Here is a 24,708-nt window from a genome sequence, read left to right as displayed (position 1 = left end):
GTTGAAATTTTCTAAGGTTGTGTTTGAATAATCGGAGGTTCGCTTGCGTCGTTTATTGATTGGATTTGTAGCGTTAGCTGTTTTGATTGCGTTGTTATGCGTAGCGACGCTTTGCTTTGGCGCGGTGAACATTCCGTTTGCGGATGTGGTGCAGGCTTTGTTTAGCCCGGGTGCGGATGTTTCGTCGAACATTTTGTGGAACTTGAGAATCCCGCGAATGATTGCTGCGATTTTGGCGGGGGCATCGCTTGCGGTGTCGGGCTTGTCGCTGCAGACGGTGTTCCGAAATCCGCTTGCGGGACCGTTTGTACTTGGCATTAGCAGTGGTGCTAGTCTCGGTGTGGCGCTTGCGCTTTTGGCGGGAATTGGCTTTGGTAGTGTCGGCGTGCTGGGTTCGGCGGCGCTTGGGGCTCTGCTTGTGACGCTTGTCGTGATGTTTGCTGCCACGCGTTTTGCGCAGACGGGCGTGCTTTTGATTGTCGGGCTTTTGACGGGTTACTTTATCGATTCGATTGTGAGCGTATTGATTGCTGGGAACTCTTCGGAGTCGCTGCGTGTTTATGTGGCTTGGGGCATGGGTAGCTTTGGCCGAGTGACGCTCGGTGATGTCTGGATTTTTGTAGTGGCTGTGCTTGCGGGATTGGTGATGATTGGCGTTTCGTTGCGGTATTTGAATGCGGCGCTTTTGGGCGATGATTTTGCACATGGGCTTGGGTTGAACGTGAAACGTTCCAAGATTTGCGTGTTGCTCGGGGCGAGCCTTTTGGCGGGTGCAACGACTGCGTTTTGCGGGCCTGTCGCGTTCATCGGAATTGCTGTGCCTCATTTAGCTTATCTGCTTTTCAAGACGACGAACCATCGCGTACTTTTGCCCGGGGCCGCGTTGTGCGGTGTGGCACTTGCGCTTTTGGGCGGGCTCTTCCCGGCTTCGGTGCCATTGAATGCTGTGCTTTCGCTGGTGGGTGTTCCTGTGATTTTGTGGGTGCTTGTGCGCGGTTCCGGTGCGCGTTTTTAGGGGGCTTTTATGACGAATGCTGAATCGCAGAACATTTTGCTAGAATGTAAGGATTTGCTTGTCGGCTATGGTAAAGCGCTCCCGTCCATGAAATTCCCGTTTGATTTTTCGCTTGCATCGGGAATGGTTGTAGCTTTGATGGGCGAGAATGGTTGCGGCAAAAGTTCGTTGTTAAAAACTTTTGCAGGCTTACTTGCGCCGGTGGCAGGCGAGGTTTCGCTTGAAGGGAAATCTCTTACGGAATGGGCGCCTCGTGAACGCGCTCAGGAAATTTCGCTCGTGCGAATGTCGAGTGCAGTGCCCCCGCGAATGAGTGTGAGTGAATTTGTGCGCTTGGGACGTTCGCCGTATTCGGGAATTTTTGATAGCCGTACGGAAGAAGACAACCGCATTGTCGAAAATTCGATGGCGCTTTTGGATGTGGCCAGTTTTGCAAATCGCCCGATTGCAGAATTGAGCGATGGTGAACGCAGTCGTGTGTTCTTGGCGGAGGCTGTAGCGCAGCAGGTGAAAATTTTGTTGCTTGATGAACCGAATGCGTTCTTGGATATTCCGCGTAGCCATGCGCTTTTTAGGTTGCTCAAGAAAATCGCCGTGGAACGCCAAATGGGCATTGTTGTTTCGACGCATTCCGTGGAATACGCGGAACGCTATTGCGATAAGATTATGGTTGTAAATGGCGGAACGGTAAAGGTGGCTTCGGCTGCGGATGCTCGAAAAAATGGACTTTTAGACTGGACGGAAATATGCGACGCTCTTTGATTTTATTTTACGCTATTGGTGTGTTTTGTGTTGCGCTATGCTTGTCATCGTGTGCGGGTAACCGGAGTGCGGCGGGTTCTTCGGAACAGAAACATTTTTTCTGGAAAGTGTCCGATGAAAATTCTTCGGTGTGGGTGCTCGGGAGCATTCATTTGGCGGATTCGACTTTGTACCCGCTTGCTCCTGTGATTGATTCGGCGTTTGCACGTTCGGATGAGCTTGCCGTCGAACTCAACATGAACGATGAAGAAGTCGTGAAGGAGATTGGCAAGGAATCGGTTTCGCAGGGAATGCTTGAAGATAGGTTGCTTCGCGATATACTGCCGCCGGAAATGTGGAAAACTTTAGATAGCCTTTGTGCGTCCTGGGATATTCCTATGGTGGTATTTGAAAAAATGCGTCCCTGGCTTGTAGCGACAACGCTTAGTGCGTATGCATTTGAACAGGCCGGATTGAATCCTGAATATGGGATTGACTATGTGCTTTTGGATAGAGCGGCGTCAGATGGCAAGGCCATTGTCGGCTTGGAAACTGCAGAAGAACAGATTGGCGCGCTTGCTGATACGACTGAATCGGATTCGGCGGGTGTGTATTACTTAAAGACGACTTTACGTGAAATTGCAGATTTTGAAACGCTTGTGGGTAATTTGATTCATGCCTGGAAAACGGGTGATGACGATTTATTGCGTAGCTTGTTGAACAAAGATGATGAAGAAGACGAAAGCGATGAATCGTTGTCTAGCGATCAAAAGTTCAAGGATGGTTTTGAACAACGTGTTTATGTGAATCGCAATGCCAACATGGCGGAATCCATTGCGACCTTTTTGCGCGAAGATAGGAACGTTTTTGTCGTGGTCGGTGTAGCGCACTTGGCGCTTGAAAAAGACAACGTGATTGATGCGCTTCGCAAGCGCGGTTTTAAGATTGAACGTTTTTAATGCTTAAGCCGAGTCGTGTGAGTCGGTTGTAAAGGGCCGTGCGGTTCATGCGGAGCCGTTCGGCGGCAAGGCTTACGGAACCATCGCAATTGCGAATGGTCGATTTCAAAAATTCTCGTTCTTCGTCGAGCTGCAATTCGCGAAATTCTTCGTAATTGCTCGCGTTGAATGCTTTTATGGCTGCGCGATCGACGCTGGTGAGGCTAGTGGAGTCGTTGTCGGAACTTTCGTCAATTTGCAAGTCTTCAGCGCGTAAAACGCCTGGGTCGGTAAAGCAGAGCGCCCGCTGGATGACGTTTTCGAGTTCGCGAATGTTGCCTGGCCAGTTGTGGTCTTGTAGCTTTTGTAAAGCTTCTGGCGAGAGCGTGTAAGGCTCGCCTTCGGGGGCGTACTGGCGGATAAAGTAATTCGCCAAGTCTTCGATGTCTTCTTTGCGGTCGCGGAGCGGCGAAAGTTGCATCGGGATAACGTTTAGGCGGTAGTAAAGATCTTCGCGGAAACGCTTTTCGCGGATTTCTTCGCGGAGGTCGCGGTTGGTAGCGGCGATGATGCGCACGTCGATGTGTCGCGTCTTGTTTGCACCGATGGGGCGGATTTCGTGATTCTGGATGACGCGCAAAAGCTTGACTTGAGCGTGGAGCGGCATGTCGCCGATTTCGTCCAGGAAGATGGCGCCGCCATTGGCATCTTCGAAAAGACCGATGCGTTCGTTTTGCGCTCCCGTAAAGGCTCCGCGCGTGTGACCGAAAAGTTCACTTTCGAAAAGTGATTCCGGAATGGCGCTGCAGTTGACCGTAACGAATTTGTCGTAAACGCAAGCGATAGCTCTTGCGACCAGGTCCTTGCCAACGCCCGATTCTCCTTGAATAAGGACTGGGCCTGTGTGCAAGATGGCGCGTTCCACTTTTTTGCGGAGGTGCTGCATGGCTTCGCTTTTGCCGACGAGGTGCGACATTCTTTCGCGGAAAATGCGCTTTGCGTTGTAAATTTCCTTGAGCCTCGCAATCTTACTCATCAGGTGGAGGCGAAGCGCTTCGACGGAGAGAATCGTGTCGTAGAGTTTGCTTGAAACTTCGGTGTAGCTTTCGGGAGATTCCGCGTAGGCGAGAATCATGGAATCTGGGCTAAAGTCGCGAAGTCTCGAAAGCAGTTCTGCATTTTTTGCAGTGAAAGAATCAAGGTCCCAAATGACGATGGGCGCGAGCGGGTTGCGCAAAGCTTCTGCGATTTCGGGAGCCTTGTCGCTTGTTGGGGTGTGTACATCGACGGTGTTATCCACAGAAGAAAGGACGTCCAAGATGAACGAGGACGTCGAAGTTTCTTTTGTGAAAAAGTCGATGGACGGGCGCACGCTTTACTTGCCCAGTTCCTTGCTGCGGTTTGTGCCGGCGACAACAGCCTTGATAAGCGTGCTGCGGAATGCGCCTTCTTCGAGAGCGTCGATGCCTGCAATTGTCGTGCCTGCCGGAGAGCAAACCATAGCGCAGAGGTCGCTCGGGCTCTTGCCGGACTGCTTGACGAGTTCGACGCTGCCTTCGATGGTGCCGAGAGCGAGCTTCAATGCGACATCGCGAGTGAGGCCAGCCTTTACGCCGCCGCGGGTAAGACCTTCGATGAATTCAAAGACGTAAGCAGGGGCGCTGCCGGAAAGTCCGGTCACGGCGTCGATGAGGGATTCTGCAACGCGGCAGGTCACGCCGATGTTGCCAAAGATTTCTTCGGCGAGCTTGAGCGTTTCTTCGGAGACGCCGTCGGTGGCAAGGCCAACGGAGCCCTTGCCAACAGTGAGCGGCAAGTTCGGCATCACGCGGAGCACCTGGTTCTTTTCACCGAGCACTTCGATGAGGCTCTTGCGGGCAACACCTGCCATGATGCTGATGAACGTCTTTTCGCTCTTGAGAGCGGATGCGGCTGCCTTCCATTCGGCGGCAACGAGCTTAAAAATCTGCGGCTTGACGCAGAGGAAGGTGACGTTAGCCTTTTCGATGCCTTCGGCAAAGCTCTTGACGCGGACGCAACCGAGGGCGCTCACGGCTTCGGCAGCCTTGTCGCTCGGGTCAAAGAAGAAAATGTTCTTGGCGTCTGTGCCTGCGTTCAAAAGACCGCGGAGGATGGCTCCGCCCATGTTACCAGTACCGGCAAAGAAAATCGTAGTGTTCATTTTTATTCCTTTTTAAAATTTCGTAGTAAACGTAAAAATATTTTCGATGTCCAAATGGCGATGCCGGAACAAAGTCCGGCATGACAGGGGATAAAAAGGCGATGCCCGTTCGGAGACGGGCATGACAAGCGTAAAAAAGAACAGCCCGCGCTTTTGGCGGGCTGTTTGGCTGGGTTTTAGCCGAATTTGTATTAGTCTTTGGGTTTAGAAAGAGCGCTCATAAGCTCAGAGTTTGTCTTAAACTTGTTCAAAAGCTTGAGCAGGTTCTCCATGATGCCCGTTTCCGTCTCGTTCTGGCTACCGCGTCTGAAGTTCCAGGCGGCATTCTGTTCAAGTATCGTAAGCAAACGTTCTTCCTTACGGGTGCCGGACTTAAACACGTCAATGGCGGGCCAAATGCGCTTTTCGGCGATGCGGCGGTCAAGCACGAGTTCCATGTTGCCGGTGCCCTTGAATTCTTCGAAGATCACTTCGTCCATACGGCTGCCGGTTTCAATAAGGGCTGTACCGATGATGGTAAGGGAACCGTTCTTCTGGACTTCTTCGCTAATCGAGCCGTCTTCGTTCTTGATGGTACGAATCTTGTCCTGAATCTTACGGGCGGCACCGAAGAACTTCTTCGGAAACTGCATGGCGTTAGCGTCCACACCGCCAGACAAAATCTTGCCGGAATGCGGGATGACAACGTTGTTTGCACGGGCGAAACGCGTGATGGAGTCGAGCAAGATCACAACGTCCTTCTGGCTTTCGACGAGGCGCTTTGCCTTTTCCAAAACCATGTTGGCGACGCGGGTGTGGTGCTCAGGCGGTTCGTCGAACGTCGATGCAACAACTTCAGCCTTGATTTCGATCCCTTTTTCAGCAGCCTTTTCCTTAATGTCCGTGATGATGTCGCGCATTTCCGTGACTTCTTCCGGACGTTCGTCGATGAGGAGTGTAATCAGGATGATTTCAGGATGGTTCTTCGCAATAGCGCGGGTTATGTTCTGCAAGAGAACGGTCTTACCGGTACGCGGAGGGGCGAGGATGATACTGCGCTGACCCTTACCGATCGGGGAGAAAACGTCCATGATGCGGGTGCTGAATTCCGTTTCGTTCCATTCGAGGTGGATCTTTTCTTCCGGGTGGATTGGCGTTAAATATTCGAATGCCACACGGCGGCGCATCTTGTCCGGTTCTTCAAAGTTCACGCGGTCGATGCGGCGCATGGAAAAGTACTTATCTTGTTCGCGAGGCGTGCGGACGAGACCTTCAATTGTATCGCCAATCTTGAGATTGAATTTACGGATAAGGTTTTGGCTCACGTAAACGTCGTCGGTGCTTGTCTGGTAGTTCTGATCCGGCATGCGGAGGAACCCGTGACCCTGTGGCGTGACTTCGAGAACGCCTTCCGTATAAATTATATTGCCTTCATTTTCAAGGCTCTGCAAAATGTAGTTGAGGGACTGCTTGCGCATTCTGCGGAAGTCCACTTCCTTCTGCACGGCGAGTTCCTGGAGTTCGCTCATGGAGAGCTTGCGGAACTTGAGCCAGTTTTCCTTTGCCTTTAAAATAGCTTCGGAACCCGGTGCCGGGAGCGTTGCAGAGTCGTCGACAAATTCTTCTTGCTGCTGGAAATTGCGGTTGTTGCGGTTGTTCTTGTTGAACTTGTTGTTCTTATTGAACTTGTTGAATTTACCGTTCTGGTTGTTGAAGCGGCGGTCATCTTGACCTTCACCGTTTTGAGCCTGGGCTTCACCTTGCTGCTGGGCGTTCGGATCTGCATTTTGATCGGTGGCAACTTCACCTTGGTTTTCTGCTTGTGCCTGAGCCATATCGCCATTCTGCGGGATAACGGCTTCGCTGGTGTTTTCGCTTACGAATGCGTTTTCTTCGGTAGATTCGGCTGGTTTGTAGTTCTGTTCGCCGGTGTAAATCGGTTCTGCGATGGCATCGATGTTTGCGACACCGTACTGCTCGGCGAGGCGCTTTTCAGCAGCTGCTATACCATCGACCGGCTGTTTCTTTTCTTGAAATTCTGGTTCGGTTTCGGCTTGGACGTTCTGTTCTAATGCAGGTTCTTTGCGTGCCTTCGTCTTAGGATTTGGTTTTCTGCCTCGGCGCTTAGGTTGAGGAACTTCTTCGGTGTTGTCCGGCAGTTTGTCAACCGTTCCTAAATATTCGGGAACAGGGATGCCTGTGCTTTCGGGGTAAACGAGATCTGTCAAAGACTGTGTTTGAACGTTTTGTTCTAAATTCTGATTTTTAGGTGTTCTGGGCACGATAGCGTCCTATAATTACATATTTCAAAAAATGAAATAGACGATATAATTGAAACGACAATAAGGGCTTGTTGCCCCATAAATTTTATTGATAATTAATATTATGTCCCGAAACTGCGGAACGGCTTAAAAGATACATTAAATTTTGTGAAATGTCATAAAAAAATTTTTTTTTATGAAAAATATTGCGAGTTCTTAGTTCTTAGTCACTAGTTATTAGTTGTTAGAAAAATTTTTTAATCACTAGTAACTAATGACCACTGACTAACGACCTATAATCAATAACTAATAACTAGAAATTGACTATATTTGGGGCGTGGATTCCTTAAATAGAGTATATATAGCACTCGGAAGTAATCTTCCTGACCGCTCGGCTCACTTGAAAGCCGGGAGAGATATGCTTCGCCGTATAAGCGCAGGTGGCTGGGTCGAAAGCCCGATTTATGAGACGCCTCCTGTTGGACCGGCGGGTCAGGGTCCTTATTTTAACCAGGTGGTGAGCTTCTGGTACGATGGCGATCCCGTAAAGTTACTCTATTATTTGAAGGGCTCCGAGCTTATTCTTGGGCGTAAGGACCGTGGACATTGGAATTCTAGGGAGGTCGACCTGGATTTGCTGTTCTTCGGTCGCGAAGTGTGTTCTGGACGCCCGAATATTCCGCATTTGCAGATTTATAACCGTCAGTTTGTGCTGGTGCCGCTGTGCGACATTGCGCCGGACTGGGTGGACCCGAAGACGAACAAGACCGTGAAGGACTTGCTAACGGAATTGCTTGAAAAAGAAGAAAAGATTCCGTTCCGCGTCATTGAAGGGGAGGAACCCTAATGCTTTTGGACAAGAAAATTCATTTTATGGCGATTGAAGGTGTAATTGGTGTCGGAAAGACTTCACTTGCCAAAGCCATTTGTGAACGTTGGAACGCCATGTTCATCGAAGAAAACTTTGCCGAAAACCCGTTCCTCCCGAAGTTTTATGAAAACCGCTCGGCATACGCTTTCCAGACACAGCTTTTCTTTTTGCTCGACCGTTTTAAGCAACTCCAGAATTCCGCTTTGCAGAGTGATTTATTCCACGATTTGCTGGTGAGCGATTACACGTTTGACAAAGACCGCATCTTTGCCTCGCAGAACCTCACCGAAAACGAACTTGCCATGTACGACCAGGTGTCGAACGCCTTGAACCACGATATCCGCAAGCCGGATTACGTTGTCTATTTACAGGCGAGCGTCTCGACGCTTTTACAACGCATCAGGGGTCGTGGTCGCGCGATGGAAAAGACCATTGACGGTAACTACCTGAGCGATTTGCAGGACCGTTATGACCATCATTTTTGGCATTACACGGATGCTCCTGTGCTGATTATTAATACGGATAATATCGATTTTGTCCATAACGAAAGCCATTTGCAGATGGTATTGAACGCGATTGCGTCCTGCCCAAGTCAAACGACTTATTTTGTTCCAGAAGGTAACTAAACATGCAGATAATTAAGTCTATCGATTCCCTACGTCAAACGCTTGCTCCTCTTGCAAAGGAAGGGAAAAGAATCGGTCTCGTTCCAACGATGGGTGCGCTCCATGAAGGTCATGGCGCTCTTATCAAGGCATCCGTGAGCGAGTGCGATGTGACTGTTGTAAGTGTATTTTTGAACCCAATCCAGTTCGGTAAAAACGAAGACTTGGACAAGTATCCGAAACGTTTAGAAGCTGATGCTAAGCTTGCCGAATCTATCGGAGCAGATTACGTTTTTGCTCCGTCTGTTGCTGAAATGTACCCCGATGGCGACCCGATGACGCTTGTTCGTGATGAACAGCTCGAAGGCATGTATTGCGGTGCTTACCGTCCGGGACATTTCCGTGGTGTCTTGACGGTTGTCTCTAAGCTTTTCCTCATTTCTGGTGCAAATGACGCTTACTTTGGCGAGAAGGATTACCAGCAGGTGTTCTTGATCGAAAAAATGGTGAAGGACTTGAACTTCAACATCAAGATTCATCGTGTGAAGATCGTGCGTGAAGAAAGCGGGCTTGCCCGTTCTAGCCGTAACGAATACTTGACGGAAGAAGAACGCGCTCAGGCTCTCGGCATTTACAACGGCTTGAAGGCTGCTAAGGTTGCCTACGAAGCTGGCGAACGCAGCGTTACGAAGATTCGCGATATCGTCGTGAAGTCTATTGTCGCTGCCCGTGGCATTGTGCAGTATGTGGAAGTGGCTAACCAGAAGAATTTGCAGAAGTGCAATGGCGCTCTCGCTGCAGAAGACAAGGTTGTGATTCTCGCCGCCGCCTTCTTCGGAAAGACCCGTCTCATCGACAATATGGAACTGAACTAGGAGTTTCCCGCTACTTTTCTGTAGCGGTAAAGATTCCATCCCATTTTTCGCCTGCGTGAGCGGGCGGATTTTGTTTATAGGCTTTGCAGCGCTTGATGTAGACTTCACTCGGACAAGTCTTGCTGCCCGGATCGCGCCCAGGCAGGTGCGGCTCGAATTCAAGACATTGCGTGAAGAGCTCAATTGCCTTGTCCCATTGCATGTCGAGATAGGCAGTGCGGGCTTGTTCCCAAAGCTTACAGAGCTTGTTGAGCGTATCTGCATTTTCGTCGTTGGTGTAGCCGATAAGTTCAAATGTTTCAACGGGTTCGTCTTTACCGACAACGCGGATGATGTCGAGTGTACGGTAGATGTACTGGTCGTTGATTCCCTGTTCGACAAGCTGGTCAATGGTGTTCTTGCAGATGTGGATGTAGGCTCCGTACTGTTTGGCTGCACTTTCAAGGCGTGCGGCAAGGTTTACTTCGTCGCCCATCATTGTGTAGTTTTTACGCATGGTTGAACCCATGTTTCCAGTCACGATGTTGCCTGTGTTGATGCCAATGCGCATGTGCATGTCGTGGACGACTTGTGGCCATTTGTTGCCTTCGCTGTGCCATTTTTTGCGTAATCTTAAGAGTTCGCTTTGCATGTCGAGTGCGGTGTCGCAAGCGCATTGGGCGTGCTCGGTGTAAGGCTTAGGAGCGCCAAAGAATGCGATAATGGCATCTCCTTCGTACTTGTCCAGCGTGCCTTTGTTTTTCATCAAGACATCCGTCATGGCGGTCAGGTATTCGTTTAACAGTTCGACTAGCTTGCTTGCGCTTCCAATCTTTTCGGAGAATGTCGAGAATCCCTGGATGTCGGTAAAGTAAGCGGTAATCTTGGATTCTTCGCCACCGAGTTCCGGGGTGATGCCGCCTGCCACCATTTCGTCAATCAGTTCCGGAGAAATGTATTGCTTGAATGAACTTTCAATGAATTTTTTCTCCTTGTTTTCGAAATACGCTTGCACGACCATGGCAAACATGTTGGTCGAAATGATTGCCAAAAGTTGCTTTGAAACACCGATGTAAATATTGTGCTTGAAGCAGAAGAACGCAAAAAGTGTATAAAGAACGGAAATGCCAATTACAAAAAGGAGCGAGGCAAAACTTCTGAAGTAAAGACCGACGAACGTGCAAATCAGGGCGAGCAAAATTACGGCATAACGCTGGTAACGTTCTTTCATTATGGTCAGATAGTCGTCTTCAAGAATGTTTTTGATGGTGCTTGCGTGCACAAGAATCGCAGGGAGGTTTTCTTCGTGCGGACCGTTCACAATATCGAAAAGTGCCGAAACTGAGGAACCGAGAATGATGGTTTTGCCGGCATACTGGTCAAGATTTATGGAATCTCTGTAAATATCATAGTAGGAAACGTGCTTGAATGTTCTCGTATTCGGTGTGACTTTATTGAATCTTCCCTTGAACTTGATTAAAAATTGACCTTCCTTGTCGATGGGGATTTTTTTGTATGGACCGAATCGTAATTCTTCACCGGCCTTTAAGTTGCTGATTTGCTCATCCGTTGCCTTGGCGATTTCCTGTAGAATATTATTCGTGAAAAAGCTGTTGGAGGCAGACCACTCGTCTTTTTCCCTATTGTAACTGATATCCATGTGTCTGGATAAATTTATGTATTCGCCAATTTTTATGTGCCGATAGCTGGGTTCGTAAAAATGAATCGTCTTGAGAATACTTGGCGTGATAAAGAATTCTTCGTCGTTTTCATCTGTGATGACGTAGACGCCTTCGTCGTCTTCGCTCTTTGATATTTTGTAGCCGAATTTCAGGTCGATGGAACTGGTTCCTTCGAGCTTGTCGAATATGCCGATTGGAAGTCTTCGTAAAATGCGGGAAAGCTTGCTATCGAGTTGCTGTTCGTCATCGATAAAAATGTCAAAAACGATATGCCCGTCTTCGTTTCGTTTGGCGATGATTTTGGAGGAGGTCTCGACGAGGTTTGCCTTTTTTACACCGCTTGCTTTAATCTGTTTCATCTTGTCGCGCAAGGCGGTAAACATGGGGTAAGTGAAGTTCGGGTATGTCGTGTGGTATTCGCCGAGGGTATCGCGGTAAATCCCGAAAGGCTTTCCGATGTCGATGTACTGTCCCATCTTGATTTTCACGTCTTTGGGATCTTTGTGGAACAGGTGCAAAATGGTCATTAGCGAAAGAGTCGAGTAAATGCGTTGCGGCGCGAGTTTATCGTTTTCGACATAGGGGAACTTGTATAACATTTTGATGCGGCGAACTGTACCGTCGTTATCGGGATAGGCGTTTACTGCTCCGAGGCGGGCGCCTGCGTTAGCAAGTTCCGGGAATACGTTGTCGAGCAACTGGCGAGATTCGATATCTTGAGGCTTGTCGACTTGGTTTAACTGGAACGTCGATGAAAAGCCGACTTCTTTGGCGCGCTCCCAGGTACTCAGGGGTTCCCAGTCGCTTTTGTTTTTGTAGTACGAGACGTGCGGCATCAAAAAGCTGACGATGCAAATGTTAGAATTATGCGTTGCCTCGACGAGCATGGAATCGTAGTTGTAATAGGACTGGATTTGGGTGAAAAATTTGGTATGGCTTGTATCTGGATCGAGTTCCGTAAGAATTTGCTGGCACTGTGTAGCCTTCTTTTTGCCGAAGTCGGCATCTTTAAACAGAATATCGAATGCGACAGCTGCGGCTCCGCCTTTACCCAGGTTTTCGATGACCTTGGCATGGATTGATCTGTCCCAGCTATAGTAGTGCCCGAGTTTTTGCAGCGATTTTTCATCGATATCGGCGATGATGATGTTGGGGTCGTTGTAGGAATTGGTTTCTAGTGTAATTCCATCTTTGACACCTGTGGTGTCCATGACTTCGGTATTCCATTTAAAGAACTGGTCGTAAAAAATGTTTTCTGCCGATTCAGCGATATAGTTTTCGTGTGAATTACCAAAAATGAGAATGAGCAAGACGGCGATTGCCGAAAATGCTACCCCGAAAAAAAGCTTTTTTTGATTTTTTGAATTTTTCTGTGCCATGACATAAAAAAGATAATAATTGAGTAAGGGGTGTCATTTTTTGTGCTAAAATAATGAACCATAAAAACTATATTTATGAAGAAAAATAGAGGAGCTTGTTTTTGGCTGCACAAAAGAAAAAAACTGTAAAGAAAACGAAGAAGCCTAAAGTCGAACCGAAAAAGGACATTCAGGAGCCAGATTCGTATTTTATTACGATGATGGTGGGCTACCTGATTATGCTTGCCGGTGTCATTCTGCTGCTTGGCTGCATCACGACTTCGATTGTGGGCGAGCAAGAAAACTGGCTTGGTGATTATTTTGGCGTCATGTTCCCGAGCTTTATGACGTTCCTGTTTGGGCGTGTGGCTGTCGTTATCTTTACGGCGGCGCTTATCCTTTGGGGTGTTTTTATTGCGATTGCTTCGCTTCGTGGAAAGTTGCTGCGTTTTGCAGTGGGGGCAAGCCTGCTTGCTGTGAATGTGTCGTTCCTCATGTCGCTTAAAAATTTTGGCGATAAGCATGTCTCGAATGAAACTCTTTCGATGAGCGGTGGCGTGTTGGGCGAGTTCTTTTTGCAGAACTTGGCGATCCCTGTGTTTGGGAAAGTTTCGTATGTGGCTCCACTGATTTTGCTATTGGTGGCGCTTGCCTTGATTCTTGTGCTTTCATTTGGTGTGCGACCGAGGCATTTTAAGTTTATCGCGCAGGCGATGCGTTATGTGTGTGGTGTTTTTGGACAGCGCCGTTCGATGGGCAAGATTGAGATTGAAACGCTCGATTTCCCTGCCGTTAAGAGCGATAAGAAGAGCGAAAAGGTCGAAGAGAAAAAGACGCTCCGCCGTGGTGTGGTCATGGAAGACGAGACGATGATTTTTGTTCCGGATTCCGTGAAAATGCGTAGGCGCGGGAAAGTCGAACCGTTTAACGGTCGCCATAACTGGCTCACGGACGATTTAGATGTGAATCGCTCGGAGATGCAGACGCAAGTCGGGGATTCGTTTGGTTTGCCCCAGTATGCGACGGGGAATGTTTTGCCTAAAAATGCTGCGGGGAATGCGCGACCGGGCGATTTGCCAAATGCGACGATAGGTAATGCCGGGAATGTTCCAGTGGGAGGAACGTTGGGCGGAACGGACAGTGATGGAGTCTATGAAGATCCGGAAATCCGTCGCTTGGAAGAAGAATTGCGTTTGAATGAACGCCACATGAATGCACTCCAGATTTTGGAAATCAAGGAACGCATTGGCGCGCTTCGCCGTGCCCGCGACCTGATTGACTGGGAAAAGGGTCATAAGGGTCGTATGCAAGTGAAGGGCGATGTGCGCCGTACGGCGGGCTCTGAAACTGTGGATGCAGCTATTGCTGGAAATACTGCTGCGAATGCTGGCGTAAATGCGGCAAATGTTGGCGGGGCTGCTCGTCGAACCTCTGAGAGAACTGTTGTTGGAAAAGTTGAAGTACCGAAATTTTCGAAAACGGCTAAACCTGCGGGGGCTACGAATTCTTCAACGAGCGCGAATACGATTGTCCGTGATGCTACGCTTTCGGATTCTGTGGAAACTCGTGCGGCAATCCATGCCGAAGAGCTTTTGGGCGGCGATGGCGCCTACGTAGAGGACTTCCCGGGAAGCCCGGCGGTCGAAGATGATGAATCTTTTGCCTCGGTTGTTGTCGGTGCTGATGAAGCGGGCGAGGACCCGACCTTTGGATCTGATTTTGGTGGAAATGCGCGCCCGGCATCTAAACCGGCTGTTCATTCTGCTCCGATTCCTGTGGCTCCGACGGCGTCTTACGACGAATACAAGATTCCTGAAATCGCAAAGATTCTTGACACGCACGAAGCGCAGACTGCGGATTACACCGAAGAAGAGCTGAACGCCATCGGTAAGATGCTCGAAGAAAAGCTTGAAAACTTCAAGGTGAAGGGCCGCGTAATCGGTTGCGAAACGGGCCCGATGATTACCCGTTTTGAAGTGGAACCGGGCCCGGGCGTGAAGGTGAGCCGCTTCTCGGCATTGCAAGAAGACTTGGCGCTCCCGCTCAAGGTCTCGTCCATCCGCATTTTGGCGCCGATTCCTGGCAAGGCTGCAGTGGGTGTGGAAATCCCGAATCGCAAGTTCCAGACAGTGTTCTGCCGCGATGTGTTCATGAGCGAAAAGTTCAAGCCCGCGCATGACAAGATTCTCGTGGCGCTTGGCAAGGACATCACGGGTGAATCGTTTACGATGGATTTGGCAAAGGCTCCGCACTTGCTGATTGCCGGTCAGACGGGTTCCGGTAAGTCTGTTTGCATTAACGCGCTCATGGCGTCGATGCTCTTTAGCAAGACTCCGGATGAACTCCGTATGATTCTTGTGGACCCTAAGGCGGTGGAACTTAAGATGTACGAGAATATTCCGCACCTCTTGGCTCCTGTCATCACGAAACCCGAAATTGCTATTCAAGCACTCCAGTGGCTCTGCTACGAGATGGATCGCCGTACCGAAGTTTTGGCTTCTGCGAAGGTGCGTAACATTGGCGGCTTTAACGCAAAGTTCGAAGCCGGTGAATTGCCTGACGAAGTTCCAGAAGAAGATCGTGGACACCGCATGGCGTTCATTGTTGTGATTATTGACGAAATGGCGGACCTCATGATGGTCGCGGGCAAGGAAATCGAAAAGTCCGTGGCTCGCTTGGCGGCTAAGGCCCGTGCTGTGGGCATCCATTTGGTGCTTGCCACGCAGCGCCCGTCTGTGAAGGTTATTACGGGTATCATCAAAGCGAACTTGCCGACTCGTATCAGCTTCAAGGTTGCATCGCAGATTGACGCCCGCACGGTGATGGATCATGCCGGTGCAGAAAAACTTTTGGGTCGTGGCGACATGCTTTACAAGGCTGTGAACGACCCGGATCCGGTGCGCGTACACGGTGCATTCCTCAGCGACGAAGAAGCCGAACGCTTGGCCGACGCCTGCTCCGATCAGAATGTGTTCTACCCGCAGGTGGAATCGTTCGATGTCTCGGGCGGCGAAGAAGGCGATGAAGAGGGCGGTGGTTCTCTCAAGAACGAAAAACTCGACAAGTTGCTTTTCGAAGTCGCGCAATGGGCTATTAGCGTGAACGGTCTTTCGACTTCGGCGGTACAGCGCCACTTTAGTGTGGGCTACAGCCGAGCAGGGAAGATTGTGGACCAACTGTATGGCCTTGGCGTGTGCGGCCCGAGCAAGGGCAACTCGAAACCGCGTGCCATGCTCATTGGAATGGATGAACTCATGCAACTCGAACGCTCCGGAAGATTCGGGTAAACTTATTTGATACTATACTAAAAGGTTTTTGACCTCAATATGCCATCAGTAAAACTGTGGGTATAGGGTTTATTCGTTTTTATTTTATTTCAGCAGCTTTTTACCACATCTTTGTAATAATATTGTTTATATTTTCGTAGTAATATTGTAAAGGTGTGTGCTGAAGTGTATGTGTTTTTATCAGAACAGTTTTATTGAGGAGCTTTCAACCCCTTGCTACATCGTTAACACTGATGTACTTGCCGAAAATTTCCGGAACATACGGGCAAAAGCAGACCAAACAGGCCTTTCTCTTTTGCTAGCCATGAAAGGTTTTCCCTTTGCAAAATCGTTCCCCTTTATCAAACCCTATGTTGACGGAGTTTCCGCGTCTGGGCTTTTTGAGGCAAAGTTGGGGTCAAAGCTCGGAAAAAAAGTTCACGTCCATACTCCGGCATACAAAAAAGAAGATGCGGAAGAAATTGCAGCCCATTGCTCTCACATTGTCTTAAACTCACCTCATCAGCAAGAGGTCTTTAGTCACGTCGCTACTGCTAAAAACGAATTTGCCCTCCGCTTGAATCCCGAGGTTTCTATCGTAGAAGAACCAGTTTACAATCCATGCGCCCCGTATTCCCGTTTTGGCCTTACAAAAGAAATGCTTTCGGCTGTAGATGGTCGCTTTTTTGACAAAATTTCTGGTTTTCACATTCACGCCTTGTGCGGATCTTCCTCAAAAGATTTTAACAATTTGATTTCTGCCGTTCTGGATAAATTTTCTGACAACCTTCCTTCTGTATCTTGGATAAATCTTGGAGGAGGACAGGCTCTTCTCGAAGACGATTTTGATTTTGCTGACTTCGCCGAAAATCTGGACATTCTGCATTCAAAGTATCACTTAAAAACCTACATTGAACCCTGCGAGTATTTGGTGATGGATGCGGGCTTTCTTCTGACCACTGTTTTGGACGTGGTGCATAATGGAAAGGACATCGCCATTTTGGACAGTTCTATTTCGTGCCATGCCTTGGATGTCCTTAAAAATTACTATCAGCTGCCCGTAATTTATCCACAGGCCGGGGAAAAGGGCTATTCCTATCTGCTTGCAGGAAACAGCTGTCTTTCTGGCGATGTATTTGGCGAGTACTCTTTTTCTGCCCCCTTAAAGCCGGGTGACAAAATCGTCTTTGGTGACATGGGTTCTTATTCCTTTGCACAGATGAATTATTTCAACGGCATCAATTATCCTGATATCTGTTTTTACAGCGAAAAAAACGGATTCCAGCAGATAAAATCCTTCGACTACATGAACTACGAGGCTCTCTATGACTGATTATGAAATTGAAATGGAATTGGAAGCTGCTTTAGAAGCATTACCAAAAGAAAATCCGCCGGTAAATCTTTCCGACTGGAATTCTGGTTCTGACTATAAGGAAAAGCTTGCATCAGTTGTAAAGCTTGGTAAAAAGTCTGACTTGTTTGATTATCAGTATTTCTTTCCTGACTGCATAAAAAAAGACCTTGCCCATAAATTGGGATTTTCTGATGAAGCTTATGAAAATTCTTTTTTTGCGCCTGTATCTCAAAGCACCCTTTCTATCGTAACGCTCGCTATATTCTTAAAAAAGCATAATCAAAAGGTGGGGATTGTAGAGCCGGTTTATTTTTCTGTACAAAGTTGCGTTGATGACATTGGCATACCTTATCGCCTTTTTAGCGATTACATGGAAAACATAAACAGTACTTTTGATGTAGAAGAACTCCTACAGTCTGACTGTACTGCATTTTGGTTTACGTCTCCGGTCAACTCTTGCAGCATTTATTTTAAGGAGCGCGTTACAAAAGGAATTCAAAAACTCCTGGATGCAGGTAAAATAGTCATCTTAGATGAATCCCTATGCGTAAACGGATATGAACTTTCAAGAGTTTTTGGAGTTCAGGAAAATCTCCTCTACATTTATAGCCCTCATAAGGCTTTGGGACTCCAAGGAATAAAATTCTCTTACGTTGTGTGTCATACAAAATACTATGATGACATCAACAACCTTGAAGATATCTACGGAGGCTCCTTGTGCTATTCCTGCCAGGAAGGAGCAAGACATTTTGTTTCAAAGAATTTCGACGACTGCCGGGATGTTTACACAGCCTTTTGGCAGGATAACATTCTGAAGGTGAAAAACATTGTAAAAAACTATGATTTTGCCCGAATCTCGCCGGAAACCTTTGGCCACTATGCCATGATTTTTATCCGTTGCGCTGTAGACGATGCATCCTTTGTAGAGGCGATGAAACGCCTGATGAAGGAAAAAGGCTATTTTGTCTATCCCGGCATTTTGCAGGGCTTTGACCCAGAAAAGTGTTTTTGTTTTCGAATAAATATGCTTTTAAATAGCAATGATATTGAAAACGGGCTGAAGGCTGTCCTTGAATACATAAAAAATACCGAGAAGTAATCAGGGGGCATAAATATGATTGATTATTTGCAGAAATTTAAAGAAACCGTTGCTGCTTACCCTGAACGTGTAGCTGTTTTAGATAAAGACGGTGATCGCAGTACCACTTACAAAAAACTTGACGAACTTTCGGACAGAGTTGCTGCTTTTTTGAAGAACAAAGGCTTTCAAAAAGAAGACCTGATTGCCATAAATCTTGAAAAATCTATGGAATATCTCGCTGTAGAACTTGGCGTGATGAAAGCGGGAATTGCCTATGTGCCTCTTTCTGAAAGTATGGGTCAAGAAAGAATTACTCACGTGCTGAAAGATTCCGGTGCAAAGCTTGTTTTTGACGCGGCTTGCTGGGAAAAAGCTATGGAAGCCGAGCCTCTCAGCCCTGAAGCATGGGCAGATTCTGACGAGCACGATCTTGCCTTCGTCATCTATACATCCGGAAGCACCGGAACGCCGAAGGGAGTTGTAGAAGAATATGGTGCGTATAGATTTATCACTACAGGAACTGCATTGCCTGTACTCTCACCGTACCATAAAGAAGATGATGATTTACGATTTGCAAATGTGGCACCGGTAACTTTTTCCGCCTTCAATATTATCTCATTTAGTGTGCTGTATTTTCAAGGAACAGTCTGCCTTGTTTCAGAACCCCTGCTGAAAAATCCTGCGCTTTACATGCAGTATCTGGTCAAAAATAGAATTGAAATCATGTTTTTAACAGCATCTCTCGTAAATACATTTTCAGAAGCACCAAATCTCTCGCTTAAAGCAATTGCCCTTTCTTCCGAGCGGGTAAGCAATGTTTTCTCAAAGTCCTTTGACATATTGAATCTTTATTGCAATACGGAACTTATGTCTACGGCCTGTCTTTTTAAACTCGACAAATCCTATCCCAACACACCCATTGGGAAAGGCTGTACATACACGGATATGCTTTTGCTCGATGACGGTAAAGTTTCGGAAAAAGAAGGGGAAATCTGTCTGTATCTGCCTTATTTCCGCGGCTACCTGAACCAAAAGGAAGAGACAGAGAAGGCTTTTGTCTCGATTGGCGGGAAAAAGTTCTTCTGCACGAGGGACGTTGCCCGCCGCGGAGAAGACGGACTTCTGTATGTGCTGGGTCGGGCAGACGATATGGTAAAGATTAACGGAAACCGGGTGGAACCAGCCGAAGTAGAGACAGTACTGAAAAAAGTTCTGGAAACAAAAATGGTTGCTGTAAAAGCCTTTGAAAAAAAAGGAAAATATTATCTCTGCGCCTATTATCAGAAAGAATACTCTATTCCTGTGGAAACCATCCGCGCCTCGCTAAAGCCCTTGCTCCCCGCCTATATGATCCCCTCATTTTTTGTGCAGATGAAAAAGATTCCCCTGAATACAAACGGAAAAATCGACAGGAAAAATCTACTCATCCCGAATTTTGTTTCTCAAAATACATATGTTGCACCTCGGACAGAATGTGAAAAAATACTCTGCGATGCATTCAAGGAAGCCCTTGAAGACTTTGAGGAAATTGAAAAAATCGGCATTGACGATGACTTCTTTTTAATGGGAGGCGACAGCGTAAGTGCCATGGAGCTTATGCTTGCTTGTGAGGAGTTAAAGTTGACCGTGCCGCTTATTTATGAAAAACGTACTGTCCGTGCTCTTGCCGAAGTGCTAGATAAGAAGATATCTTTAAGTTCCCCAGCCACAGCAAAAGAGACTCCAGAAGAAAAACTCCCCCTTATCCTTTCTCAAAAGGAGGTGCTTGATTATGAAGCTTGTCTCCCAGACACCATCGTAGACAATGTTCCCTTGTATTTGACTTTACGTTCGGATCTTGACGAAAAAAAACTCTATCAAGCTCTGAAAAAAGTGATTGAGGCGCACCCGGCCTTACGCACCGTGATTGAAAAGGACAGGGAACAAGGCTATGTGCAGTATCAAAAACAGAATATTGACGATGCAATAAGCGTAGAGGCTATGTCAGAAAAAGAACTTGACGCTATCGTCGAAAACTTTGGAGAAATCTTCCCTCTTGATGGAAGCCCACTTTTCAGATGCCGCATCATCAGAACAGAAAAACGGCTTGTTCTTCTTTTAGAAGTTCATCACGCTATTGTAGACGGACTTTCCCTGCATATTTTCCTTTCCGATATAGAAAAGGCTTATCGAGGCGAAGTTCTTACAAAAGACTGCTACAATGAGTTTATAAAAGAAATCTTCGCAGCCGAAAAAGATACATCCCTGCTTTCATTGACTGCAAACCAAAATTCCACACTCACTTTATCAAATGGCAAAATCTGTTATTGTGCGCCAAAGCATGATTTTGAAAAAGAAGATAAGGCCGCTTGTCAAGAAATAGCAATCCCTTGTACAAAAAAAATAAGAGATTTTTGTTTCTCGCATTCCGTCAGCCAGAACGAGTTTTATCTTTTTGCCACGGCTCTTTCCCTTGCCCTTTACAATGACTGTGAACAAGTTGCTTTTGACTGGATTTGGAATGGTAGAGATTCTGCAAAATATGCAGATACCATTGGTTATTTCTTGAAGGAATGTTTTATTGCGCTGGAACTTCCTCAAAGTACCCCCGTTCTTGACGCTCTTATAACTTGCAAAAATAAAATTTTACAATCCCTTTCCAGTGCAAATGACATGTCCCAAAAGAGGGTTCTGCCAGATGAAAATAAAATCTGCTTTATTTTTCAGGGTGAAATGTACGTTCCGAACACCCACGGCTTTTTCACTTCTGCCAAATGGATTGAAAATTCGGATAGGGCTGCAGAAAGCATCATGGACATCGAGGTTAAGGTAGATGATGGAAAAACCGAAGTTTCTTTTGACTACGACGGCGGAAAATACAAGAGTGAAAGTATCGCGACTTTTTCGAAAGTATTTGTCTTTTGCTGCCAGATGATTTTACAAATAGAAGAAAATGACGGGCTTACGATTGGGGAAGTAAAAAAACAATGGCAAAAAAGATAACTTTTAAGAAAGCAAGGAGTCTATATGGAAATTAAGTCTAATTTGAATGGTGAAGAATTGACGGTGGAACTTTCGGGGGAGCTGAATGCAATGACGGCTCCACAGCTTTCGACATTCCTCGCTCCGCATCTTGAAAAGATAAAATCCCTTGTTTTTGACTTTAAGGAATGTGATTTTGTTTCGTCGGCAGGGATCCGCGTGCTGCTCTCTTCGTTTAAGACGTTAAAAAAGAACCAGGGCGATATGCGACTTGAAAATGTGGGTCCCAATTTTAAGGAAGTTCTCGAAGCAACCGGATTGGATGTTGCGTTCGGAATTTTGTAGCGACTTCTATGTTCAAGACATTCCTTTCAAGAAAATTCTTTTCCCTCTTACTATCGAGTTCGATTAGCATTCTCGTTATTTCGGTACTTGCTCTTTCGGATTCGGTAATTGCGGGTGTGATGCTTGGCGAAGATGCCGTTATGGCCATTTGCCTTGTTGTCCCCGCCTATTCTTTGGCTGGCTTTGGTGCTTGTGTGGTTGCTTTGGGGATTCCAATCCTCTATAATCGGGCCATGGGGGAGTTTAATAAGGAAAAGGCGGATCGTTGTTTTGCGTTTGGACTCTTTATGGCTGTGGTGATGGGATTAATCCTGTATACCGTTTTTATGCTGTTTGGGGATGCCTATCTTCGTTTCTATGAGCCTTCTACAAGCGTTTTCAATGCGGCAAAGGATTATTTCTTTTGGTATAAGTACACAATCTTGTTGTTGCCTATTATGACGTTAATGGACGAAATGGTCCTTGCCGACGGCGATGAAACTTTGTCGATGGTTTCAGGGATTGTTCAGATTGTCGGAAACATCGTCTGCTCGATTGTTCTTGCAAAATTTGTAGGTGTTGAGGGGATTGGGTTTGGCTCGTTTTTTGGCACTGTTGCTGCGGTACTCGTTACATTTGCCCATTTCCTCCGTAAAGGCAATTCCTTGAAATTTGGCTTTTTCTTTTCGTTCAAATGGCTTGTCGATGTCGTGAAGTATAGTGCAATTGATGCGGGTACATATCTCTTTTTGGCTTGTTTCACCGCTGCAATGAACCGTTTTATCACCTTCGCCTATGGTCCCGAAATGCTTGTACTTGGAGCCGTTATCCTTTTTGTTAAAGAGATTCAAATTGTGTTTGATGGCGTAGGGGAGGCGTTTACTCCGTTAATGAATATCTATCTAGGCGAAGAATCTTATGATGCTGTCAAAAAATGTTATAACCTTTCTTTGAAAACCGCTGTTGTTGAAGGCCTGGCTTTGACGTTGTTGATGATTTTTGTTGCTCCTTTTATTGTTGAACTTTATGATATTTCTGATCCGGCGGTTTATTCTTATGCGGTTCTTGGTGCTCGAATCGAAGTGTTTGGACTTGTGTTCTTGAGTTTGCTGTATCTGTTGAGTTCTTACTATTTGCTCATTGACAAGATTAAGCTTGGTTTTGTGATGAGTGCTCTCCGTGATGTACTTGTGGTGACCCCTGTCTGTGTAGTTTTGGGGTATTTCTTTGGTATATATGGAATGTTTGCCGGAGTTGCTATTGGCCCTGCATTGACCTACGTGATTACGGTCTTGTACATCCGCTTCCGGTATGGAAAAGATAATTACCCTTTATTGCTTTCGGAAAAGTTAAAGGGTTTTAAACATAAATTTTATGAGTTTAAACTAAATCCGGAGTCGATTGTTGGGACTCAGCATCAAGTAGAAAAATTCCTTGTAGAAAATAATATTGAACAGAAAACCATTTCGAAAGCGAAGTTGCTTATAGAAGACCTTTATATGCTCATTTATGAAAAAAATGGCGTGGATAAAGCCGTTTATGCGGAATGTACTGTCATTATTCGAGAAACGGACGTGCAGATTATTACTAAGGATGATGGTGTTCTGTTTGATTTGTCCAGTGAAGATGTTATCGCGGGTTCGATTATTGAATTTATGGTTTCTGGCTACATGGAGAAATTGAAGGAAAACAAGAAATACCTGACGACTATGAGCTATAACCGTAATACATTCAGGATTAAATACGAGGGATAAATATGATTGCAGATAATGTAACCGAGACCCTTTTTATCGAAATATCGCTCTTTTCAGTGCTGTTGCTTGTTTTTATGCTGTATAACAATATTGTATTGTATAAAATAAGCTTGAAGGATAAGCTATCTGTTGTCCTTATATCGTCTATTGTACTTGCGGTTTTTGATGGAATTTGGCATTTTGTCGATGGGAATGTTGAACTTAGGCTGTTGAATTATGCCTGTGGCTATGTTTTTGCGATCAGTTTCGTTTTTGCTACATCGATGTTTGCGTGGTTCAGCCTAGAACGTTTTGAATTGACTTTAAGTTCAAAAAAAATGTATGCCCTACTTTTTGTAGCCCCTACTATTCTTACCGTGTTTTTGTGTCTTTCGACTCCATGGACTGCTTTAATATATTCTCTTGATGAAAGTTGTAGTATTCAGTACATGGACTTGTTTGAATATTTTCTTGCTCCTGTATGTTTTCTTTATATGGGTTCTTCGATTTTTCTTGCAATCTATTACGTAATAATGCATCGTGAAAAGAAAAAAGAAAAGGTTGCTTATGCAAGGAATTTGCTGATATTTGCTGTAATAGGTGTGGGGGTACAATTATTGCAGGGTTATATCCTTGAAATTGATGAGAATTATGTGGTGACGAGTCTTTCCTGGGCAATAGGTTTTGTGTTCTTTACGACAAACGTGAATACGGATAGGTTTGTAAAAAGCCGTGAAAAAATGGCTGCGGTGGAGTCGGATTTACAGCTGGCCGCAAATATCCAGTCGGGGGCGCTCCCTACGGTGGTGCATGCGTTCTCGAAGCATCCCGAACTCGATGTTTTTGCATCAATGACCACGGCAAAAGAAGTGGGCGGTGACTTTTACGATTTCTTTGAAATAGATGATTCGCATATTTGCTTTGTGATTGCTGATGTCTCGGGCAAGGGCGTTCCTGCAGCTCTTTTTATGATGGTTGTGAAAACGATGATTCGAGACCACGCGTCCATGAAGCTTTCCACGGCAGAGATTTTTAATGACGTGAATCGCCTTTTGTGCGAAAACAATGCTGAAGAAATGTTTGCGACAGCCTGGATTGGTATTCTCGATACTAACACCAGGATTATGAAATGTACCAATGCGGGGCATAATGCCGTATGCTTTGCCAAAAAAGACGGCTCGTTCGAGTTCCTGCGGCAACGCCATGGGGTGTTCCTTGCCGGGTTTGACTCTACGCAATATAAGGAAGCTGACATCCAGTTTGAAAGCGGTGATTGTTTGTTCCTTTATACGGATGGACTCACCGAGGCTCACAATGTTTCCGCTGAACTTTACGGTGAAGAACGACTTTTGAAAAAATTAAATTCCATCAAAAATCGTGGCGGTGAAAAATTCTTGAGGGAAATCTCGGATGACGTGAATGTATTCTCTGAAGGAACAGATCCCTTTGATGACCTTACAATGATGGTCCTCAAGGTGGACTAAAAATTTTTTTGCTAGGTTT

General features: G+C 46.4%; 17 protein-coding genes. 13 read left to right on the top strand and 4 right to left on the bottom strand.

The genetic code is table 11. From position 1 onward, the window contains the following. Nucleotides 1-43: 43 nt before the first annotated feature. From BUC30_RS01045 to BUC30_RS01035, 3 genes are all read left to right on the top strand, one after another. Nucleotides 44-1,015 carry a FecCD family ABC transporter permease gene (locus BUC30_RS01045; RefSeq protein WP_073423124.1) on the top strand — a complete coding sequence of 324 codons (972 nt, stop codon included), beginning with the start codon at nt 44-46 and terminating at the stop codon, nt 1,013-1,015. A gap of 9 nt (nt 1,016-1,024) precedes the next feature. Next, nucleotides 1,025-1,777 carry an ABC transporter ATP-binding protein gene (locus BUC30_RS01040; protein ID WP_244536418.1) on the top strand — a complete coding sequence of 251 codons (753 nt, stop codon included), beginning with the start codon at nt 1,025-1,027 and terminating at the stop codon, nt 1,775-1,777. Between the two features lie 107 nt (nt 1,778-1,884). Beyond that, the gene (locus BUC30_RS01035) at nt 1,885-2,715 is read left to right on the top strand and encodes a TraB/GumN family protein (RefSeq protein WP_170861479.1); all 831 of its coding nucleotides are present in this window, start codon (nt 1,885-1,887) and stop codon (nt 2,713-2,715) included. Here BUC30_RS01035 and BUC30_RS01030 read toward each other — a convergent pair. The 3 genes from BUC30_RS01030 to rho all read right to left on the bottom strand — a co-directional run bounded on the left by BUC30_RS01030 (nt 2,696) and on the right by rho (nt 7,083). Beyond that, nucleotides 2,696-4,066, bottom strand: coding sequence for a sigma-54 interaction domain-containing protein (locus BUC30_RS01030; RefSeq protein ID WP_073423120.1), 1,371 nt, complete (start codon nt 4,064-4,066; stop codon nt 2,696-2,698). The genes BUC30_RS01035 and BUC30_RS01030 overlap by 20 nt on opposite strands. 3 nt (nt 4,067-4,069) lie before the next feature. Further along, the gene (proC, locus tag BUC30_RS01025; protein WP_014547045.1) at nt 4,070-4,876 is read right to left on the bottom strand and encodes a pyrroline-5-carboxylate reductase; all 807 of its coding nucleotides are present in this window, start codon (nt 4,874-4,876) and stop codon (nt 4,070-4,072) included. Between the two features lie 191 nt (nt 4,877-5,067). Continuing rightward, nucleotides 5,068-7,083 carry a transcription termination factor Rho gene (rho, locus tag BUC30_RS01020; protein ID WP_244536417.1) on the bottom strand — a complete coding sequence of 672 codons (2,016 nt, stop codon included), beginning with the start codon at nt 7,081-7,083 and terminating at the stop codon, nt 5,068-5,070. A 370-nt stretch (nt 7,084-7,453) separates the two neighbouring features. Here rho and folK point away from each other — a divergent pair, with 370 nt between their 5' ends. The 3 genes from folK to panC are packed head-to-tail and all read left to right on the top strand — an operon-like array spanning nt 7,454 to nt 9,467. Next, nucleotides 7,454-7,963 (top strand): 2-amino-4-hydroxy-6-hydroxymethyldihydropteridine diphosphokinase, encoded by a 510-nt coding sequence (folK, locus tag BUC30_RS01015; protein WP_073423118.1) that lies wholly within the window; start codon nt 7,454-7,456, stop codon nt 7,961-7,963. Next, nucleotides 7,963-8,613 (top strand): deoxynucleoside kinase, encoded by a 651-nt coding sequence (locus tag BUC30_RS01010; RefSeq protein WP_073423116.1) that lies wholly within the window; start codon nt 7,963-7,965, stop codon nt 8,611-8,613. The genes folK and BUC30_RS01010 overlap by 1 nt, the downstream gene beginning before the upstream one ends. A 2-nt stretch (nt 8,614-8,615) precedes the next feature. Beyond that, nucleotides 8,616-9,467 (top strand): pantoate--beta-alanine ligase, encoded by an 852-nt coding sequence (gene panC, locus BUC30_RS01005; protein WP_073423114.1) that lies wholly within the window; start codon nt 8,616-8,618, stop codon nt 9,465-9,467. A gap of 10 nt (nt 9,468-9,477) precedes the next feature. Here the strand turns inward: panC and BUC30_RS01000 are convergent, their stop codons facing one another. Beyond that, nucleotides 9,478-12,438: a CHASE2 domain-containing protein gene (locus tag BUC30_RS01000; protein WP_244536416.1), complete on the bottom strand. Its 2,961-nt coding sequence runs from the start codon at nt 12,436-12,438 to the stop codon at nt 9,478-9,480. Between the two features lie 170 nt (nt 12,439-12,608). Between BUC30_RS01000 and BUC30_RS00995 the strand changes: the two genes are divergently transcribed. The 7 genes from BUC30_RS00995 (at nt 12,609) to BUC30_RS00965 (ending at nt 24,689) form a co-directional block, all read left to right on the top strand. Beyond that, nucleotides 12,609-15,773, top strand: a complete 3,165-nt coding sequence (locus BUC30_RS00995; protein WP_073423110.1) for an FtsK/SpoIIIE family DNA translocase — start codon at nt 12,609-12,611, stop codon at nt 15,771-15,773. A gap of 157 nt (nt 15,774-15,930) precedes the next feature. Beyond that, entirely contained in the window at nt 15,931-17,085 is a 1,155-nt protein-coding gene (locus BUC30_RS00990; RefSeq protein WP_170861478.1) for a type III PLP-dependent enzyme domain-containing protein, read from the top strand. Beyond that, nucleotides 17,078-18,205, top strand: coding sequence for an aminotransferase class I/II-fold pyridoxal phosphate-dependent enzyme (locus BUC30_RS00985; RefSeq protein ID WP_073423106.1), 1,128 nt, complete (start codon nt 17,078-17,080; stop codon nt 18,203-18,205). Before BUC30_RS00990 ends, BUC30_RS00985 begins: the two co-directional genes overlap by 8 nt. Before the next feature lie 15 nt (nt 18,206-18,220). After that, on the top strand, nt 18,221-21,169 hold the full coding sequence (locus BUC30_RS00980) for a non-ribosomal peptide synthetase (protein ID WP_073423104.1): 2,949 nt from the start codon (nt 18,221-18,223) through the stop codon (nt 21,167-21,169). A 24-nt stretch (nt 21,170-21,193) separates the two neighbouring features. After that, complete coding sequence (locus BUC30_RS00975; protein WP_073423102.1) at nt 21,194-21,493, top strand: STAS domain-containing protein; 300 nt, start codon at nt 21,194-21,196, stop codon at nt 21,491-21,493. Between the two features lie 8 nt (nt 21,494-21,501). Then, the gene (locus BUC30_RS00970) at nt 21,502-23,226 is read left to right on the top strand and encodes an MATE family efflux transporter (protein ID WP_073423100.1); all 1,725 of its coding nucleotides are present in this window, start codon (nt 21,502-21,504) and stop codon (nt 23,224-23,226) included. 2 nt (nt 23,227-23,228) lie between these two features. Then, nucleotides 23,229-24,689 carry a PP2C family protein-serine/threonine phosphatase gene (locus tag BUC30_RS00965; protein WP_073423098.1) on the top strand — a complete coding sequence of 487 codons (1,461 nt, stop codon included), beginning with the start codon at nt 23,229-23,231 and terminating at the stop codon, nt 24,687-24,689. Nucleotides 24,690-24,708 lie beyond the last annotated feature (19 nt).

The sequence above is a fragment of the Fibrobacter sp. UWB7 genome (genome assembly GCF_900142945.1).
In the GTDB taxonomy this organism is placed as follows: Bacteria; Fibrobacterota; Fibrobacteria; order Fibrobacterales; family Fibrobacteraceae; genus Fibrobacter.
Note: the sequence above shows the minus strand (reverse complement) of the source record. Positions and strands in the feature narration are given on the sequence as shown.

Excerpts from the sequence above, each read along its gene's own strand:
- BUC30_RS00975 (WP_073423102.1), top strand. The coding sequence starts at position 21,194 with ATGGAAATTAAGTCTAATTTGAATGGTGAAGAATTGACGGTGGAACTT.
- BUC30_RS00980 (WP_073423104.1), top strand. The coding sequence starts at position 18,221 with ATGATTGATTATTTGCAGAAATTTAAAGAAACCGTTGCTGCTTACCCT.
- BUC30_RS00965 (WP_073423098.1), top strand. The coding sequence starts at position 23,229 with ATGATTGCAGATAATGTAACCGAGACCCTTTTTATCGAAATATCGCTC.
- BUC30_RS01040 (WP_244536418.1), top strand. The coding sequence starts at position 1,025 with ATGACGAATGCTGAATCGCAGAACATTTTGCTAGAATGTAAGGATTTG.
- BUC30_RS00985 (WP_073423106.1), top strand. The coding sequence starts at position 17,078 with ATGACTGATTATGAAATTGAAATGGAATTGGAAGCTGCTTTAGAAGCA.
- proC (WP_014547045.1), bottom strand. The coding sequence starts at position 4,876 with ATGAACACTACGATTTTCTTTGCCGGTACTGGTAACATGGGCGGAGCC.
- BUC30_RS00970 (WP_073423100.1), top strand. The coding sequence starts at position 21,502 with ATGTTCAAGACATTCCTTTCAAGAAAATTCTTTTCCCTCTTACTATCG.
- panC (WP_073423114.1), top strand. The coding sequence starts at position 8,616 with ATGCAGATAATTAAGTCTATCGATTCCCTACGTCAAACGCTTGCTCCT.
- BUC30_RS01010 (WP_073423116.1), top strand. The coding sequence starts at position 7,963 with ATGCTTTTGGACAAGAAAATTCATTTTATGGCGATTGAAGGTGTAATT.